Here is an 18033-nt window from a genome sequence, read left to right as displayed (position 1 = left end):
TGGTCGGCCAGCACGCTGCCCAGGTGCTCGATGGACCACTCCTCCAGGGCGCGCAGCGGGCCGCGCAGGCTTTCGCCGGACTCCGTGAGCCGGTACTCGACGCGCACGGGAACCTCCGGGTGGACGGTGCGGTGCACGATCCCGTCCCGCTCCAGCTCCCGCAGCGTCTGGGTGAGCATCTTCTGGGAGATGCCCTCGACGCGGCGGCGCAGCTCGTTGAACCGGAGCGTCCCGGCGCCGAGGGCGCCGATGATGAGCACCGTCCAACGGTCGCCGATCCGGTCGAGGATGTGCCGGGTCGGGCAGCCCTCGTCGTACGGGTTGCCGAGTGAGGCGTGGTCGTTCGTCGTCGCGAGGGTAGTCACCGAAAAGTGCCTTCTTCCCTGTAGATACCTGGTCACCTACAGTAACCAGTGGCGGTGCGAATCGCCAGAGAAACCTCGAAAGGAAACCCCACATGACCAACGTCACCGTCTTCGGCGGGACCGGCTACGCCGGCGCCAACATCACCGCCCAGACCGCCGCCCGCGGCAACCACGTCACCGTCGTCAGCCGCACGGCCCCCGCCCAACCGCTGGAGGGCGTCACTTACATCCAGGGCTCGCTCGGCCCGGACACCGCGCAGGCGATCGCGGGTGCGGACGTGGTCGTCGCGGCCCTGTCCCCGCGCGGCGACAACGCCGGACGCCTCGGTGCCGCCTACCGGCAGCTCGCCGCCGACGCCGCAGCCCAGGGCGTGCGGCTGATCGTGATCGGCGGGTTCGGCTCGTTGCGCCCGGCTCCGGACGCCCCGCGCTTCGCCGACGGCGACATCCCCGCCGAGTTCGCCGCCGAGGCGAAGGAGATGGACGGCTTCCGTGAGTGGCTGAGCACTGACGCCCCCGCCGACCTGTCCTGGACGTTCGTCAGCCCGGCCGGCGAGTTCGGCTCGTATGCCCCCAGCGAGGCCACCGGCACCTACCGCCTCGGCGGCGAGGTGGCGCTGTTCGACGAGAACGGCAAGTCCGCGATCTCCGGGGCCGACTTCGGCCTGGCCGTCGCTGACCTGATCGACTCCGGCGAGCACGTCCGCGAGCACGTCTCCGTCGCGTACTGACACCCCTCCTGCGCGGCCCGGTCCCCACGAGGGCCGGGCCGTGTCGCGTCCCCCGAGACGCCGCCCTCCTGCGGCGCCGGTCGGCGCTAGCCGGCGAGCAGCCGCCGGGTGATCTGCACGTCGGGGCCCAGCCCGCTCAGCGCGGACGCCAGGGCGTCGCCCGCCGCCAGCACGTCGGCATCGGTGAGCGGAGCGAGGGCGTCGAGGATGAACAGCGCGGTGTGCGTCTGGTCGGTGAGTGCCGTCCGCCGGCACTGTCGCCAGTTCCAGCGCCGGCACGTCACGCCACGGTCGTCGCGCCAGATCACCTCTCCCGGCTCGGGGTGCTCGATCACCGGCGCGCCGTCGGCCGCGGTGTCGAAGTCTTCCTCCCCGGTCGCCCGCGCCAGCCTGGCCGGGCCGTCGTAGCGGGTCATGTCCTCCCCGCCCAGGGGGATCTGATGCAGGACGGAGATGGCGTTGTAGGCGTCGGTCAGCGTGTTGACGCGGGGCAGGCCGCCCGGAGCGCGTCGGGTCAGCGCCTCGACGCTGTTGCGGGTGCGCTGCGGTTTCGACCCGAACGCCCGGTAGGCGTCCCGCCAGGACGCGATGTGCGGCACCTGATCCACGGGGGTTGCCTCCAGCACGGTGCGGGCGTGCTCCTCGGCGGCCGCGACCAGGCCGTCGACGCGCGCCCGCTGTGCTGGATCCGCGGTGGCGGGGTCGAGACCTTCGGCGACGAGCAGCAGCGCGCGGTAGTCAGGACGCAGCGCGAACACGTCGGCGTCGACGCGGCTGCGGGCAAGGAACTCTGCTGCGGACAAGGCTTCAGGCACGGTGATGCTCCGTTCGTCGAGGTTCGCCGACTCGCGGCTCGTACACCGCGAGGGAGAACCGGGTGGGACTGCTGCCGGTGGTGGCGTAGGCATGGGGAAGGTCGCCGTGGAAGGCCAGGGAGTCGCCGGTGTTCAGGTCGAGCGTGGCGCCCTCGACCTCGACCGTGAGCCTCCCCTCGTGAACGTGCAGGAGTTCGCGAGTCCCGTCGCGGTGCGCCTCGCTGGCGTGCCGCTCGCCCGGCTCCAGACGCCACTCCCACAGTTCGATCACGTCGGGGTGCTGCGTCACGCTCACCAGGACGCCGGAGCCGCCGGAGGCCCCCCGCCACAGGACGGCGCCGTCGCCGTTGCGGGTGATCCGGGTCGTCTGGGTGCGAGGCGGTTCGACCAGTGCGGGCAGTCCAAGGCCCAGGGACTCTGCCAGGCGCAGCAGCGTCCCGACGCTGGGGTTGGCCTCGCCCTGTTCGACGTTGACGAGCATCCTGCGACTGACTCCGGCGGCAGCGGAGAGTTGGTCCAGCGTCCAGCCGCGGGTGGTGCGCTCGTGGCGCACCCGGGCGCCGATGGCGTGCGCCAGCGTCGTCGCCTCATCCTCCATATCGTGCAGCATAGTGCACGCCAAGTGCACTATGTGTATCTGGTGGCCTTACTTCCAGGCGGGGGTTGCTGCCCGGCCGGACGCGCAGAGAATGTGTGACGATTCAAACATCACGGTGTGCGTGGACACACCCAGGAGCCGTCGGAGAAGCTGAAGCAGAAGGGGAGTAGTTCCGTTCGTGCTCACGCGCGGACGCGGTGCGTCGACATGCTGGCGATCAACGGGTCGCCCGGCGTAGCACCTCGAATCGAGGCGAACGAGACCTTCGGCCATATCGTCGTGGCCGAGGGCAGCGTCCCTCGGCGCGCGCCCCTCACCGGAGCCGTCTCATGCCTGCCGCACTCACCCGCCGCATTCTGTTGTGTCTTCTCATCGCCGCGCCCGCCGTCACCATGCGGATCCTGGGGATCGAGTTCTCCCCGGTCGCGGACGTCCTCATCTTCGGGGCCGCGGTCGTCGCGTCCGCGTTCCTGCTCGCCTGGGCCGCCGAGGCCGCCCAGAAGGACATCTCCGGCGCGCTCGCGATCGCGCTGCTCGCCCTGATCGCAGTCCTCCCCGAGTACGCCGTCGACCTCTATTACGCCTACCGCTCCGGCACTGACCCGTCCTACCTGCACTACGCCGCCGCGAACATGACCGGCTCCAACCGGCTCCTGCTCGGCTTCGGCTGGCCGCTGGTCGTCATCGTGGCCCTCGTCGTCGCCCGGCGCGTCGCCCGGCAGAAGGGTGCCGTAGCGCCCCACTTCCTGCAGCTCCCCAACGACAGCCGGCTCGACATCGGCGTCCTGGCGATCCTCGGCATCCTCGCTTTCGCCATCCCGCTGTTCGGTGCGATCCCGCTGTGGTTCGGCATCGGCCTGATCGTCATCTTCGGCCTGCACCTGTGGCGGGCCGGGCAGGTGCACGACGAGGAGGAGGAAGAGTTCGTGGGGGCGTCCGCGCTCATCGCGGGCATGGACACCCGGCCGCGGCGCATCCTCGTCGTCGCCATGTTCCTGGGCTCCGCGGCCGTCATCTTGTCCTCGGCGGAACCGTTCGCCGACGCCCTGGTCGCCTCCGGGTCGGCCCTCGGCATCGACAGCTACTTCCTCGTGCAGTGGCTCGCCCCGCTCGCCTCTGAAGCACCCGAGTTCATCATCGCCGTGCTGTTCGCCCTCCGCGGCAAGGGCGCGGCCGCCATCGGGACGCTGATCGCCTCGAAGGTCAACCAGTGGAGCCTGCTCGTCGGATCGCTGCCCGTCGCCCACCTGCTCGGCGGCGGCCCCACCGAACTCGTGCTGGATGCCCGCCAGGTCGAGGAGTTCACCCTCACCGCCACCCAGACGCTGCTCGGCGTCGCCATCATCATCGCGCTGCGGTTCCACTGGTGGTCCGCGCTCGGCCTGGCCACCCTGTTCGCCGGCTAGTTCTTCGTCACCGACACCACGGGCCGCTACGTGCTCAGCGCGATCCACGTCGTGCTCGCCCTCGGCTTCTTCATCGCTCACCGCCGCGACATCGTCCCGACGCTGACCGCGCCGTTCCGGCGGATCGAGCGGGAGTCCAGCGACGACGACGAGCCGTCGAACGTCGTGGGTGCTCACGCCTAGGATGACCCGGTGAATCCCGCTCCGGTGAGCCGCATGGTCGAGGACTACGTCACCCTCATCTGGAAGGCCCGCGAATTGCCCGGCGAACAGCCGGCGACGACCGACCTGGCCGCCCAGCTCGGCGTGACGCCCTCGACCGTGTCGGCGAACCTGAAGCGGCTCGCCCGCGACGGCTACATCTCTTATGAGCCGTACGGCAGCATCGACCTGACTGACGCCGGGCGGACCATCGCCCTCGACATCGTCCGGCGTCACCGCATCGTGGAGACCTATCTCGTGGAGCGCCTGGGGCTGTCCTGGGATCAGGTCCACGAGGAAGCCCACCAGCTGGAGCACGCCGTCTCCGACCTGGTCATCGACCGGATGGACGCCGCCCTCGGCCACCCCACCCACGACCCGCACGGCGATCCCATCCCGGACGCCGAGGGACGCGTCCCCACCGACCGCAGCCAGGCTCTCAGCGATGTGGCCACCGGCGCCCAAGTACGGGTGCTGCGCGTCTCGGACCGCTCACCCGACATCCTGCGCTACCTCAGCGAACACGGCATCTGGGTGGGGACCCGGCTCACCGTCACCGGCGTGAACCCCGCCGCCGCGGCCGTCCAGATCAGCGTCGGCGGGGTCGCCGTCGAGCTCGGTCTTCCCGCCGCCGACGCGGTCCGGGTCGGACCGGTGCGCGAGGGCGCTGAGACGGCGACGGCCGACGCGTCCATGTGACGCACGGCCGCCGCCGGTGCTGAGCCCACGACGCCTGTGACCGGCTCCGACTCCGCTGCGCCGGTGATTCAGCCATGCCTGCCATTCGGGCACGGCGGTGATGCGGACGCGGCGGTGATGGGTTCAGCTACAGGGCGGTGAGGAGGTCGCGCATCGTCTGGATCTCGGTGGTCTGCGCGGCGATGATCTCTCGGGCCAAGGCGATGGCGTCCGGGTTCTGACCCCCGTCCACCTCGCTCTGCGCCATCGTGACGGCCCCTTCGTGATGGACGATCATCTGGCCCAGGAACAGCCGGGACGCCTCTGCGCCGGAGGCGGCCTTCAGGGCGGCGAGATCGCCATCCGACATCATGCCGCCGTCGTGCCCGCCGTGGCTCATGCCCGACTCGTTGACGTTCCAGGCGGACAGCCAACCGCGCAGCGTCGCGATTTCGGGGGCCTGGGCCGCCTTGATCTGCTCGGCCAAGGTGATGACGCGCTGGTCGACGCCTTCCTTGCTGAGGATCATGTCCGACATCTCGATGGCCTGCTCGTGGTGGGGGATCATCATCGACGCGAACATCGCGTCCGCGTCGTTGAACGCCACCGCTGAGGTCGACGGTGACGCCGAAGCGGGCGACGTCGCCGGGGTGGTGGTGGCGGTGCAGCCGGCCAGGACGGGCATGGCGATCAGGGTGAGGGCGGCCAGGGCCGCAGGGATTGCCTTCATGGTGAAACTCCTTGTGGTGGTCGAACCGGTAGACAGGCCGACGGTCGCGTCGGCGCGGAGAGACGTGCCAGACGCAGCGGCGTCCGGCCCATCGGGCTCGCCGTCAGGTCCGGCTGATGCACAAGGTGTGGAGGGACGGTGGGGCGCCGTCGGGGCGGGTGCTGGTGGAGGAGATCCAGCCCCGCACGACGCGGCGCGGTCGCGATGCCATCAGGCGAACCTGCGGCAGTCCCCAGGGCGTCATCAGGAGCAGCACCACCACGCAGGCCGCGACCATGGCCAGTTCGCCGAGGATGGGCTGGCCGGCCGACTGTGAAGCGGCAGCGGGAGAACGCGCGTCGCTCGACTCCGCGGCGGGCGTCTGCGGGCCATGATGTGCCCCGACGCCGGGCTCGGCGAATGCCAGGGGTGCGGTGGGCAGCGGCGGGTCCGCGTGGGAGCCGTGGCCCAACCCGTGGGTGCCGAAACCATGCATCGCCAGCAGCCCGAACACCACGGCGAGCGCGGCGAGGACGCCGCGCACCAGGTGGCGCGGCGGCTGCGGGGAGCGGAGTCGCCAGTTCATTGCCGGTGAGTCTACGTGCGTCCCCATCCCAGGACGCTCTCGCAGGAACCTGCTGGCCTTGCCCCGCGGGGGTGTCAGGTTTGGGATCAGATACCCCCGGGGGTATAGTTCGAGCCATGAAGTCTTCCTGTGGCCGCGAGGCCGCCCGCGCCCCGCGCGTCGCCGATGCGTCCGCCCGCCACGCCCAGAGGGCTGCCCGATGAAGATCGTGATCGTGGGTGGCGTCGCGGGCGGCATGAGCTGCGCGGCGCGCGCCCGCCGCCTCGACGAAGCGGCCGAGATCGTCGTTCTCGAACGCGGCGAGCACGTCTCGTTCGCCAACTGCGGGCTGCCCTACTACGTCGGCGGCGAGATCACCGACCCGGGCGCGCTGCTCGTCCAGACCCCCGCGTCGCTGCGGGCCGCCCTCGACCTCGATGTCCGTACCCGCCACGATGTCACTGGCCTGGACGCCGACCGCAAGGTCGTCACCGTCAACACCCCCGACGGGGTGGCCGAGCTCGACTACGACGCCCTCGTGCTGGCCCCCGGGGCGCGCGCCGTCGTCCCGCCGATCCCCGGCATCGACTCCCCGCGCGTCCGGACGCTGCGCACCGTCGAAGACGCCCTCGCCCTGCGCGACGGCGTCGAGGCTGGGGCCCGTGACGCCGTCGTCCTGGGCGCCGGGTTCATCGGGCTGGAGGCCGCCGAGGCGCTCGCCCACCAGGGCCTCAACGTCACCATCGTCGAACTGGCCCCGCACGTGCTGCCGCCGCTGGAATCCGAACTGGCCACCCTGGTCACCGCGGAACTGGCCGCGCTTGGCATCGACGTGCGCGCAGGCGTCGCCGCCACCGCCATCGAGCCAGAAGGCGGGCGCGACGCCGTCGTCCTGGCCGACGGCAGCCGCGTCCCGGCCGACCTCATCGTCTTGTCCGTCGGCGTGCGCCCCGACACGGCCGCCTTCGAGGCCGCCGGGGTGGCCTGCGAGCGCGGCGCGATGCTCGTCGATGCGCACGGCCGTACTTCCCTGGAGGGGGTGTGGGCCGTCGGGGACGCCACCGCCAGCGTGGACGCCGTCACCGAGGCCGTCCGTCCGGTCGCCCTCGCGGGCCCCGCCAACCGCGCCGGGCGCCTCGTCGCCGACGCGATCCTGCGCCCCGAGCAGGCCCGGCCGATCCCGGCGCCGCTCGGCACGGCCATCGTCCGCGTCGGATCGCTCACCGCCGCCCTCACCGGCGCCAACCGCGCCGCCCTGGACGCCGCCGGGCTGGAGTACGTGACGCTCCACCTGCACCCCAACCAGCACGCCGGGTACTACCCGGGCGCGACGCAGATCCACCTCGTCGTCCACGTCCGCGCCCAGGACGGACTGCTGCTCGGCGCGCAGGCCGTCGGCACCGACGGCGTCGACAAGCGCATCGACGTGCTCGCCACCGCGATGCGAGGGGGGCTGAGCGTCACCGACCTGATCGACCTCGACCTGTCCTACTCCCCGCCCTACGGCCAGGCCAAAGACCCGGTCAACCTCGCGGGCATGGTCGGGGAGAACGTCCTCAACCAGACGCTGCGACTGTGGTACGCCGAGGATCTGGACGCCGTCCGCGAGCAGGCGCTCCTCCTGGACGCCCGCAGCGCCACCGAGGTCGCCACCGGGGCGATCCCGGGCGCCCTGAACATCCCGCACACGCAGTTGCGCGAACGCCTCGACGAGGTGCGCGCGGCCGCGGGCGGGCGTCCGGTGCGGGTGCTGTGCGCGTCCGGCGTCCGATCGGCCATCGCGCACCGCGTCCTGACCCAGGCCGGCTTCGACTCCGCCTCGCTGTCCGGCGGCATGCTGACGCTGCGCGCCACCCTGGGCGATCGCGCCACCGCTTTGCTCGCCGTGGGAGCCTAGGCGAGCCGACACCGGCTCTCCTGACCCCGTCCCTCCACCGAAAGGCATCACGATGGCCACGAACGATCCCGAGAACGCCCGCCGGATCCTGAACCGCCTGCGCCGCGCCCGCGGACAGTTGGACGCCGTGATCAACGCCGTTGAGCGGGAATTGCCCTGCCGCGACGTCGTGACGCAGCTCGCCGCAGTGAGCAGCGCCCTGGATCGCGCCGGCTTCGCCATCATCGCGACCGCCATGAAGGACTGCGTCGCCGATCCCGAGTCCGCCCTCGCCGAGGACGGCATCACGACCGAAGAGCTCGAGAAGCTCTTCATGACGCTGGCCTGAGCGCCCGCGTTCGCACCACCCGAACAAACCACGTCAAGGAGAACCACCATGTGTCGAGCTGTCGCCTGTAAGAAGTGCGGAAAGACCACCTGGGCCGGCTGCGGCCAGCACGTCGACCAGGTCATGCGCGGCGTCCCGGCGGGGCAGCGCTGCCCCGGGCACGCCGACGAGCCGTCCACCGGGCTGCTGTCGAAGATCTTCGGGCGCTGAGCCCGCACGGGGGTGGGAGCGCCCTCGCGCGGCGACCGGAGTGGCAGCTCCGGCCTCCTTGCCCGGTCGATGACCGACGTCGGAGAGCGACCCGCGCGAGGGCGGCCACTCGCTCTTGTCTAGATACCCCTCGGGGGTACCGTGGCGGCTATGGGAAGCAGCCACGAATCAGCCCATGACGCCCCGACACCCCTTGAGCGCGGTGCCCACGCCGCGATGAACCACGCGAGCACCGACCCCGCGGGGACGGAGCACGCAGGGGCGAGCCACCCGGGTCACGCAGCAATGGATCACGCAGCGGAGGGTCACCCGGGTCACGCAGCGATGGATCACGCCGCGATGGGTCACGGCGCCATGAATCACGCAGGGATGGACCACACCGCGATGAACCATGGCGGCGGGGGCATGGGTCACATGGCCCACCACGCCGCCATGTTCCGGCGGCTGTTCTGGATCATGCTCGCGCTCGCCGTCCCGACCGTGCTGCTCGATCCCATGTTCGCCCACCTGCTCGGCTACCCGTTCCCCGACGCCGCCTGGCTCGGCTGGGTCGCGCCCGTGCTCGGCACCGTCATGTACGCCTGGGGCGGGCGCCCCTTCCTCACCGGCGCATTCTCGGAGATCGGCTCGCGCAAGCCCGGCATGATGACGCTGGTCGCGCTCGCGATCACCACCGCCTTCCTCGCCTCCTGGGCGTCCCGCCTCGGACTCATCACTGAGAGCCTCAGCTTCTGGTGGGAACTGGCCCTGCTGGTCGTCATCATGCTGCTGGGGCACTGGCTGGAGATGCGCTCCCTCGCCGAGACGTCGTCCGCGCTCGACTCACTGGCCGCGCTGCTGCCCGATGAGGCCGAACGCGTCGAGGGCGATCAGATCGTCACCGTCGCCCCCGCCGGCCTGCGCCTCGACGACGTCGTCGTGGTGCGCCCCGGGGCCTCCGTCCCCGCCGACGGCGTCATCGTCGACGGCACGGCCGCCTTCGACGAGTCGATGGTCACCGGCGAGTCCGTCCCGGTCCAGCGCGGCTCGGGCGACCGCGTCGTCGCGGGCACCATCGCCACCGATTCCGGGGTCCGGGTCAGAGTCACCGCGGTCGGCGACGACACCACCTTGGCGGGCATTCGCAAGCTCGTGGCGGACGCGCAGGCGTCCTCCTCGACAACCCAGCGGCTCGCCGACAGGGCCGCCGGTTGGCTGTTCTGGTACGCCCTGGGCGCGGCGGTCGTCACCGTCGTGGTGTGGCTGGCGCTCGGCCAGCCCGGGGGAGCGCTGGAGCGCGCCATCACCGTCCTCGTCATCGCCTGCCCGCACGCCCTGGGCCTCGCGATCCCGCTGGTCGTGTCACTGTCGACCGAGAAGGCCGCCCGGGCGGGGATCCTCGTGAAGGACCGGCTCGCCCTGGAGGCGATGCGCACCGTCGACGTCGTCCTGTTCGACAAGACCGGCACCCTCACCCGAGGACGCCCCGGCGTCACCGCCGTCGATCCGGCCGAGGGTGTCACCGCCGATCAGGTGCTCGCCTGGGCCGCGGCCGCCGAGGCAGGTAGCGAGCACCCGCTGGCCGCGGCCATCGTGACCGCCGCCTCCGAGGCGGGGGTGAGCGTCCCGGCCGCCACCGGCTTCGCCTCCTCGCCCGCCGTCGGCGTGAGCGCCACGGTGGAAGGACAGGTCGTGCGGGTGGGCGGACCCCGCCTGCTGGAGGAGCGTGGCGCCTCCCCCCGCGAGGTCGCGGCGCAGTGGTCAGACGAGGGCGCGATCATCCTGCACGTCCTGCGTGGGGACGCCGTGGTGGGTGCCCTGCGGCTCGCGGACGCGGTGCGCCCCGAGTCCCGCGAAGCCATCGCGGCCCTGCACCGCCTCGGGGTGGAGGTCGGCATGGTCACCGGCGACGCCGAGGCCGTGGCCCAGGCCGTCGCCGCCGACCTGGGCATCGACCACGTCATCGCGGGGGTCCGGCCCGGCGACAAAGCCGGACGCGTCGCGGCGCTGCAGGGCCAAGGTCGTCGCGTGGCCATGGTCGGGGACGGCGTCAACGACGCCCCCGCGCTCGCCCAGGCCGATGTGGGGCTGGCGATCGGGGCGGGCACCGAGGTCGCGATCAGCTCGGCGGGGGGGATCCTGGCCTCCGACGACCCGCGCGCCGTCCTGTCGGTGATCCGGCTGTCCCAGTCGAGCTACCGCATCATGCGCCAGAACCTGTGGTGGGCGGCCGGATACAACCTCGTCACCGTTCCGCTGGCGGCGGGCGTCCTCGCCCCGATCGGAGTCGTGATGCCCATGAGCGTCGGCGCCCTGCTGATGTCCGCGTCCACCATCGTCGTGGCACTGAACGCCCAGCGGCTCCGCCGCCTCACGCTCGACCCGGGGTCCGTGGCGGCATCGATCCTCACTGGCGACCGCTGAGATCGACCACCCGGCGCTCGCCCGGCCCCCCGAGCGGAGCCGAGCCGATGTAGTTGCCCGGTCAATCAGGTTGCGGGACGCGGGGGACGCTCGGTACTCTCGATGTCGAGGGGAGTACTTCATAAGCCTCCGTCGGACATTCCGAACGATGCAGATCGTTCTCGACGTGAGCACCCGATCAGGGTGAAGGAGACCTCAGACCGTTCACGATCTGAGGAGCCCCTGTGCACCCGTATCTTCTGCCGCTCGAAACCGGGCTGGACACCATCGGCACCCCCGCCCTATGGGCGTGGACCATCGGCGGCGTCATCGCCTTGTTCGTCCTCGACTTCATCATCACGCGCCGCCCCCACGAGGTCTCGATGAAGGAGGCCATCGGCTGGTCGATCTTCTACATCGCGCTGCCCGTGCTGTTCGGCGTCTATCTCCTCGTCCAGCACGGGGGTCAGATCGGGCTGGAGTACTACACCGGCTACCTGGTCGAGAAGTCGCTGTCGGTCGACAACCTCTTCGTGTTCATGCTCATCCTGTCCGGCTTCGCCGTGCCCAAGGAACTCCAGCAGCGCGTCCTCCTAATCGGGGTGGCCGGCGCCCTGGTGCTGCGCGCCATCTTCATCGCCGTCGGGGCGACGCTGATCGCCCAGTTCTCGATCACCTTCTTGTTTTTCGGCCTGATCCTGCTCGCCACGGCCGTCAAGGTCTGGCGCGACGCCCAGGGTGAAGGCCACGACACCGACGTGTCCGAGCTGAAGATCGTGCGGCTCATCCGCCGGTTCTGGCCTGTCACCGAGGACTACCGCGGTACCAAGATGATCGTCCGCGAGGCCGGTCGTCGCGCGCTGACGCCGCTGGCGGTCGTCACCATCGCCATCCTGGCCACCGACATCATGTTCGCCATCGACTCGGTTCCCGCCGTCTATGGCATCACCGGCGACCCCTACCTGGTGTTCGTGACCAACGCGTTCGCCCTGCTGGGGCTGCGAGCCCTCTACTTCGTCCTGCAGGGGGTCTTGGCCAAGCTGGTCCACCTCAGCTACGGGCTGGCGATCATCTTGGCCTTCATCGGCGTCAAGTTGGTGCTGCACTGGGCCCACGGCGTCTGGGCCTGGGTGCCGACCGTCCCGACGCTCGCCTCGCTGGGCGTCATCGTCGGCATCCTCGTCATCGTGACGATCACGAGCCTGATCGCCAACCGCCGTGCGGAACGGCGCGACGCCCAGCCCGTGGAGGCCGAACACCAGGTCTCCTGACCCGTGTCCGAGTGTCGCGCTTGACGTCGCCAGCGGCAGCGATTCTGCGGGCCATCGCGCGTTGCACCTATTCTGGGTGTATGTGGTCGTCAGGTGAGCCGGTGTGTGCTGGCCGCGCGCAGGGGTTCATCGCCCCGGCTCGCGGCCCCCGCGCCGCTCTCGACCCGGCCGATGCCGGAGCCGCCGTGTCCCCGAGACGCGGCGGCTTCCGTCGGCTGCCGACCGCATGATCGCGCCCGTCCCGGGGTACGGTCTCCACCGCCCAGCGCCATCGCATGGGCGCAGACTCGTCGAGGACCAGCATGACTAATCACAGCCAAGGGACGGCCCCGCGCGCGTCGCGTTCGACCGGTCGGAAGCGCCGGACGCCTGGGCGCATCGTGCTGTCCATCCTCAAGTGGATTGTCATCTTGATCATCGCGCTCGCCGTGATCGGTGCCGGTGTCTTCGGCGTCCTCTACGCCCGGCAAGGCATCCCGAACCCGAACACGGACTTCGAGACCAACCTCACCAGCGTCTATTACGCCGACGGCCAGGAGCAGATGAGCACGTTCGCGGTGCAGAACCGCGTTTCCATCCCCTTGTCCGAGATGCCTGAGACGGCCAAGCAGGCAGTGGTCGCGGGCGAGAACGAGACCTTCTGGGACGATCCGGGCATCTCGATTCCCGGCCTCATGCGCGCCGCCGCGTCCCTGGTGGGCCCCGGTGACGCGGTGGGTGGCTCGACGATCACCCAGCAGTACGTCAAGGTCATGTACCTGACCCAGGACAAGACGTTCACCCGGAAGCTCACCGAGATCTTGGTCGCGCTGAAGATCGGTCAGGAACTGTCCAAGGAGGACATCCTCGAGCGGTACCTGAACGCGGTCTACTTCGGGCGGGGCGCCTACGGCATCCAGGCCGCCTCGCAGGCCTATTTCGGGATCGACGCCAAGGATCTCGACCTGGCTCAGTCGGTGGCGCTGACGGCCATCATCAACTCCCCGAACAACCTCGACCCGGGGCGCGGCGAGGCGCAGCGCAGCGACCTGATGGAGCGTTACCAGTACGTCTTGAACCAGATGGTGAAGCTGAAGTACATCACCGAGGATCAGCGCGCGGAGCTCTACACCACGCTGCCGGACTTCCCGACCCTCGATTCGGCCGAGTCGCGCTGGGGCGGGCCCAAGGGGCACCTGCTGAAGTTGGTGCAGGAGGAGTTGAAGGCGGCCGGCTTCGATGAGGCTCAGATCCAAGGCGGTGGCCTGCGGATCACGACGACGATCGACAAGCGGCTGCAGGACGCCGCCGTGGCCGCCGCGCAGGATCAGGCAGCCAGGATCGCCAAGGCACAGAACCAGGACCCGAACTATTACCACCCGGCGATCGCGTCGATCGACACCGGGACGGGCGCGATCCTGGCCATGTACGGCGGGCCGGACTACACCTCCGACTTCACCAACTACGCGGTCACTCCCCGAGCGGCCGGCTCGACCTTCAAGCCGTGGGCTCTGGTGGCGGGGCTGCGCGATGGCGCCTCCCTCACCGACCGGTTCAACGGCGACACGTTCACGCTCAAGGGTGAGAGCAAGCCGATCACCAACGGCGGGCACAACTATGGACCCGTGACGCTGGAGAAGGCGACGACCAGTTCGATCAACACGGCCTACGTCGACCTCGTGACCCAGATGAAGGACGGGCCGCAGAAGGTCATCCAGGCCGCGCTCGACGCCGGTCTGGTGAACAACAAGTGGCAGGCGACGCCCAACATCCCGCTCGGCAGCGCCGAGGTGTCTCCCCTGGAGGCGGCGCGTGGGTTCGCGACCCTGGCGAACGAAGGCAAGCGCACCACCCCCCACATCATCGCCCAGGTGACCGACATGAACGGGCAGGTCGTCTACAGCCCGACGATCAATCCGGAGCAGACCATCGAGAACGACGTGTCCACCAACGCGGTCAACGCGCTGCTGGGCGTGACGCAGGACGGCACCGGCCGGGTGGCCGTGTCCGGCCTGAACTACGAGGTGGCGGGCAAGACAGGCACCAACTTCTCCAACGGTGAGACGCTCGCGACCTGGTTCGTCGGCGCCACCCGCCAGATCTCCACGGCCTTCGTGCTGACCGCCGGCCCGCAGGCGCTCAGCAACTTGGGTCGCAACACCTACGGCTCGACCTACTCGGCCGTCGGGTGGAACGCGTACATGAAGGTCGCCATGGCGGGCAAGGAGAGGATCGACTTCCCGGCCGCGGTGAAGCAGACCCGCAAGGGCAACTTCACCGCGCCGCCCACACCGACGCCGACGGCCACGCCCACGGCCACGGCGTCCGTCCGTCCGACGTCCGCAGCACCGACGACGAGCGAGCCGACCCAGTCCTCCGAGCCGACCAGCGAGCCGACCACGGCCGAACCGACGGCCCGACCGACCCGCACCACCAGCAGGCCCACGACCACGCCCACGGCTCGCCCGTAGCGGGTCGGCGGCATGACCGCGTCCCCGCTGGAGTCCCTGCTCGGCGGCCTTCGTGGCCGCCGAGCCATGGCGTCCTCGCGCCCCGTGCTGCCCCCGGCGGTGGTGGCGGTGGGGGCAGCGACGCTGACCTGGTCGATCCTCATGGCCCGGCAGGCCCCCTGCCTGGAGGACGCCTCCCTTCAGTACTCGGCGGGCTGCTACTCCGACATCACTGCGTTGTGGGGATGGCGAGGGATCGAGCAAGCGCAGGTCCCCTACCTGCAGGCGGATCTGGAGTATCCCGTCCTGACCGGCGTCTTCATCTACGTCACCCGGCTCATCTCGGGTGTCTTCCCCGGGGACCGGATGGTCGCCTTCTTCGGGGTCAGCGCCGTGGCGCTGTTCCTGTGCTTCCTGGGCCTGGTCGTGGTGCACCTGAGGATGCCGCGCAGCGAGGTCGGGCCGGCGCAGGATCGCGGCTGGACGGGTCTGGACCGGTTCGACGCGACGGCGCCCCCGGACCGCGACCTGCGCTGGGCAGCGCTGTTCGTCGCCGCCAGCCCCCTGGTCGCGCTGGGCGGCCTCATCAACTGGGACCTGCTCCCCATGCTGCTGACCTCGGCGGCCATCTGGGCCTGGGGACGCCGACGCCCCGGCTGGGCGGGGGTACTCCTCGGGCTGGGCACGGCCGCGAAGCTGTATCCGGCGCTGCTGCTCCTCCCGCTCGCGCTCATCTGCGTGCGGGAGCGGCGCTGGCGCGACGCGGCATTCGCCGTCGGGGGCGCGGCGGGGAGCTGGCTGCTGGTCAACGTGCCCGTCCTGCTCGCCACCCCGCGGGGCTGGGCGCATTTCTGGACCTTCAACGCGGATCGCGGGGCCGACCTGGGGTCGCTGTGGCTGGTGCTGGAAGGACTGGGCTGGTCGCTGCCCAGCCTGTCGGCCCTCCTGGCTTTTCTGCTGCTGGCCGCCGCTGCCGGGCTCGCGCTGGCCTACCTGCGCGCGCCCGTGACCCCCACCCTCGCGCAGGGGGCCTTCCTCATCGTGGTCGCCTTCTGCCTGGTCAATAAGGTCTACAGCCCGCAGTACATGCTCTGGCTGCTGCCCTTGGCCGCGCTGGCTCGTCCGAAGATCCTCGATTGGGCGGTGTTCTCGATCGGCGAGCTGATCTACTGGGGCGCGGTCTGGTCCTATCTCGCCGGCGACCTGTACGCGGGCGACGGCGAGCCGCGCGCCTATTGGTTCGCCATCCTCGTCAGGATGGGAACCCAGATCTGGTTCGCGTCCCGGGTGGTGCGCGACATCGTGACCGCGCAGGCGGTGGGAGGACGCCGGTGGCACGCGTGAAGCGGTTGGAGGACGACAACCTTCGTATCGTCCAGGTCTGGCTGCTGAGCCGTCTCATGATCGCGGTGGTCGCCGTCGCCATCGCCGTCATCAACGCTCGCTCGCTGGACTCGGTGATCGCCCAGTGGGACGTCGCCCACTTCCTGAAGATCTCCTCCGAGGCCTATGCCGACCCCAAGGAGATGGCGTTCTTCCCCGGCTGGCCGCTGGTGCTGCACGGCATCGGCCTGCTGGGCGTCCCGACGGTGCTCGGCGGCACCGTGATCGCCCTCGTGTGCTCGCTGGTGGCGGCGTTCGCGCTCAAGCGGATCGCCGGCCCCTGGGGCGCGATCGCGTGGCTGCTCGCGCCGACCGCGGTGTTCACCGCCGTGCCCTACACCGAGTCTCCGTTCTGCGCCGCCGCCTTCTGGGCCTGGGAGCGGGCGACCAAGGACAAGTGGGGCCAGGCCGCCGTGCTGGCGGCCCTCGCCTCGACGCTGCGAGTGTCGGGGCTGTTCCTCATCGGGGCGCTGGCCATCTTGGCGCTCACCCAGAAACTCGGACGCGGTCAAAGCCTCGCCGGACGACTGTCGTGGCTGGTGCTCCCCACCGCGGTGCTCGTGGTGTACGTCACCTACCTCTACGGGCTCACCGGCTCATGGACGGCGTGGTTCGCCGCGCAGGAGGCGGGCTGGCAGCGGGGCTTCCACTGGCCCTGGGAGGCGCTGACCAACCACTGGAACACGTTGTGGACGCCGAACGCCGAGCATCCCGAATGGCCCTGGCTGTTCCGTGCGGAGCTGATCTCGTGGATCGTCGGCCTGGTCGTCACCGTAGTGGCGCTCGCGAAGCGCCGGGTCGCGGAGGCGTCGTGGGTGGGCGTGCAGGTGTTGGCGTTCTCCTTGTCCTACTGGCTGATGAGCGTCAATCGGGCGGTCCTGCTGTGGTTCCCGCTGTGGCGGCTCCTGGGCGACTTCGCGTCCTCCCGCCCACGCACCCGCGGCTGGATCGTCGTCGGGGCGATCACGGCGGCGTTGGCGCTGGTGGTGCAAGGCGTGTGGGCGTGGTTGTACTTCACCGGACGCTGGGCGAGCTGAGACGGCCTAGGCAAGCTGGACGTCGGCGTCCGCGGCGGGCAGTTCGACGAACGTGCGGCCCGCCGCCATGGCCAGCGGCGTTCCGTCGGTCAGCGTGAACGCGAACGGGTCCGCCACCGCACCCTTGGACCATGTGCCCTGGACGCTGCGCCCGCCGTGGGCGTAGACGAAGGTCCCGGTCGCGTCGATGATGTCGTGGATCGGGTCGGGCGCCCCGGACCCGGGGGCGAGCTTCGCGGTGCGCTGGCCCGCGCGGATCACCAGGACGTTGTCGGTGCTGACCCGCTGGCCGTCGGCCAGGACGTGGGGTCCCCACGGCATGCTGCGCAGATAGGTCCCGGTAGCCGGGTCGTAGTCGTAGCCCATCGTGTAGGTGCCCCCCGATTTCCACGGGACGCGCACGCTGGCGGCGGGCGTGCCGGTGAGCGTGGAGACGTCGGTGTCCACGATCGCAAAGGGGAGGTACGGCTGAGGGGGGCCCGCCGAAAACGGCGCGGACGCCAGCCCCGCGAGCGCCTGCGGGTGGCAGACGACGGCGCGGTCGTAGTAGGTGGTGCCGTTCAGTTTCCGCACCCGTGACTGGTCGATCGAGTAGGCGCCCCGGTCGCGGGCAGCGAGGTTCGTCCAGGAGACATCCAGGTAGGAGGAGAACTGCCCGGCGTAGTTGGACACCCACTCGGAGCTCCCCGTGCTGCCGACGACCGCCCGCAGCGGGGCCAGCAGCGGCACGTCCACGGGGCGCACCGAGCGCACGGGGGCGACCCGTGCCGGCAGCGTCGAGTGGAAGACCGGCGCCAGCCGGGTCGCGCTCTCGCCCTTGGCGTCGGCGTAGCCCTCCAGTTGGACGAACACGAGGTCGGCTTCGTTGAGGCCCGATTGCGGGTGCTCGTTGCGGTTGTCGGGGACCTTGACCGCGACGGCCGCGTGGGCGGCGGCGGCCGGGTCGGCCAGGGGTCGCCCGGTGAGGGGCCAGCGTGGTCCCGCCGTCGGCGTCGGGGACGGCGTGGGTGTGGGGGAGGGGTCTGGGG

The 18033-nt window shown here is 70.7% G+C and carries 18 protein-coding genes; 12 read left to right on the top strand and 6 right to left on the bottom strand.

Translation table 11 applies throughout. The features are described from left to right. A partial coding sequence (locus V7E09_RS08340; RefSeq protein WP_324511679.1) for a winged helix-turn-helix transcriptional regulator occupies nucleotides 1–365 on the bottom strand: 365 nt, incomplete at its 3' end. Between the two features lie 92 nt (nucleotides 366–457). Here V7E09_RS08340 and V7E09_RS08335 point away from each other — a divergent pair. After that, complete coding sequence (locus V7E09_RS08335; protein WP_324523248.1) at nucleotides 458–1096, top strand: NAD(P)-dependent oxidoreductase; 639 nt, start codon at nucleotides 458–460, stop codon at nucleotides 1094–1096. Nucleotides 1097–1182: 86 nt separating this feature from the next. On the opposite strand, the gene V7E09_RS08330 is transcribed toward V7E09_RS08335, so the two are convergent. Both V7E09_RS08330 and V7E09_RS08325 read right to left on the bottom strand, forming a co-directional pair. Continuing rightward, complete coding sequence (locus tag V7E09_RS08330; RefSeq protein WP_442956857.1) at nucleotides 1183–1899, bottom strand: B3/B4 domain-containing protein; 717 nt, start codon at nucleotides 1897–1899, stop codon at nucleotides 1183–1185. 4 nt (nucleotides 1900–1903) lie between these two features. Continuing rightward, complete coding sequence (locus V7E09_RS08325) at nucleotides 1904–2509, bottom strand: helix-turn-helix domain-containing protein (protein ID WP_442956856.1); 606 nt, start codon at nucleotides 2507–2509, stop codon at nucleotides 1904–1906. A gap of 329 nt (nucleotides 2510–2838) precedes the next feature. Between V7E09_RS08325 and V7E09_RS08320 the strand changes: the two genes are divergently transcribed. From V7E09_RS08320 to V7E09_RS08310, 3 genes are read left to right on the top strand one after another with little or no spacing between them, the layout of a single operon-like run. After that, nucleotides 2839–3915, top strand: a complete 1077-nt coding sequence (locus V7E09_RS08320; protein ID WP_324511683.1) for a sodium:proton exchanger — start codon at nucleotides 2839–2841, stop codon at nucleotides 3913–3915. A 30-nt stretch (nucleotides 3916–3945) separates the two neighbouring features. Then, nucleotides 3946–4098 carry a hypothetical protein gene (locus tag V7E09_RS08315; protein ID WP_324511684.1) on the top strand — a complete coding sequence of 51 codons (153 nt, stop codon included), beginning with the start codon at nucleotides 3946–3948 and terminating at the stop codon, nucleotides 4096–4098. Nucleotides 4099–4107: 9 nt separating this feature from the next. Further along, complete coding sequence (locus tag V7E09_RS08310) at nucleotides 4108–4815, top strand: metal-dependent transcriptional regulator (RefSeq protein ID WP_324511685.1); 708 nt, start codon at nucleotides 4108–4110, stop codon at nucleotides 4813–4815. 127 nt (nucleotides 4816–4942) lie between these two features. On the opposite strand, the gene V7E09_RS08305 is transcribed toward V7E09_RS08310, so the two are convergent. Continuing rightward, nucleotides 4943–5524: a DUF305 domain-containing protein gene (locus V7E09_RS08305; protein ID WP_324511686.1), complete on the bottom strand. Its 582-nt coding sequence runs from the start codon at nucleotides 5522–5524 to the stop codon at nucleotides 4943–4945. Between the two features lie 103 nt (nucleotides 5525–5627). After that, the gene (locus tag V7E09_RS08300; protein WP_324511687.1) at nucleotides 5628–6089 is read right to left on the bottom strand and encodes a hypothetical protein; all 462 of its coding nucleotides are present in this window, start codon (nucleotides 6087–6089) and stop codon (nucleotides 5628–5630) included. Nucleotides 6090–6288: 199 nt separating this feature from the next. Here V7E09_RS08300 and V7E09_RS08295 point away from each other — a divergent pair, with 199 nt between their 5' ends. From V7E09_RS08295 to V7E09_RS08260, 8 genes are all read left to right on the top strand, one after another. Next, on the top strand, nucleotides 6289–7965 hold the full coding sequence (locus tag V7E09_RS08295) for an FAD-dependent oxidoreductase (RefSeq protein WP_324523247.1): 1677 nt from the start codon (nucleotides 6289–6291) through the stop codon (nucleotides 7963–7965). A gap of 52 nt (nucleotides 7966–8017) precedes the next feature. Continuing rightward, on the top strand, nucleotides 8018–8293 hold the full coding sequence (locus tag V7E09_RS08290; RefSeq protein ID WP_324511689.1) for a metal-sensitive transcriptional regulator: 276 nt from the start codon (nucleotides 8018–8020) through the stop codon (nucleotides 8291–8293). Between the two features lie 48 nt (nucleotides 8294–8341). Beyond that, nucleotides 8342–8503, top strand: coding sequence for a hypothetical protein (locus V7E09_RS08285; protein ID WP_324511690.1), 162 nt, complete (start codon nucleotides 8342–8344; stop codon nucleotides 8501–8503). 354 nt (nucleotides 8504–8857) lie between these two features. Further along, a complete protein-coding gene (locus tag V7E09_RS08280) occupies nucleotides 8858–10906 on the top strand; it encodes a heavy metal translocating P-type ATPase (RefSeq protein ID WP_324523246.1) in 2049 nt (682 codons plus the stop codon). 224 nt (nucleotides 10907–11130) lie between these two features. Continuing rightward, nucleotides 11131–12156 carry a TerC/Alx family metal homeostasis membrane protein gene (locus V7E09_RS08275; RefSeq protein ID WP_324511692.1) on the top strand — a complete coding sequence of 342 codons (1026 nt, stop codon included), beginning with the start codon at nucleotides 11131–11133 and terminating at the stop codon, nucleotides 12154–12156. 302 nt (nucleotides 12157–12458) lie between these two features. Beyond that, nucleotides 12459–14606 (top strand): transglycosylase domain-containing protein, encoded by a 2148-nt coding sequence (locus tag V7E09_RS08270; RefSeq protein WP_324523245.1) that lies wholly within the window; start codon nucleotides 12459–12461, stop codon nucleotides 14604–14606. Between the two features lie 12 nt (nucleotides 14607–14618). Continuing rightward, on the top strand, nucleotides 14619–15929 hold the full coding sequence (locus tag V7E09_RS08265) for a glycosyltransferase 87 family protein (protein WP_324511694.1): 1311 nt from the start codon (nucleotides 14619–14621) through the stop codon (nucleotides 15927–15929). After that, nucleotides 15917–17005, top strand: coding sequence for a hypothetical protein (locus V7E09_RS08260; protein WP_324523244.1), 1089 nt, complete (start codon nucleotides 15917–15919; stop codon nucleotides 17003–17005). Before V7E09_RS08265 ends, V7E09_RS08260 begins: the two co-directional genes overlap by 13 nt. A gap of 6 nt (nucleotides 17006–17011) precedes the next feature. On the opposite strand, the gene V7E09_RS08255 is transcribed toward V7E09_RS08260, so the two are convergent. Continuing rightward, a partial coding sequence (locus V7E09_RS08255; protein WP_324523243.1) for a DUF3048 domain-containing protein occupies nucleotides 17012–18033 on the bottom strand: 1022 nt, incomplete at its 5' end.

The organism is Propioniciclava sp. (assembly GCF_036744435.1).
Taxonomy (GTDB): Bacteria; Actinomycetota; Actinomycetes; order Propionibacteriales; family Propionibacteriaceae; genus Propioniciclava.
Note: the sequence above shows the minus strand (reverse complement) of the source record. Positions and strands in the feature narration are given on the sequence as shown.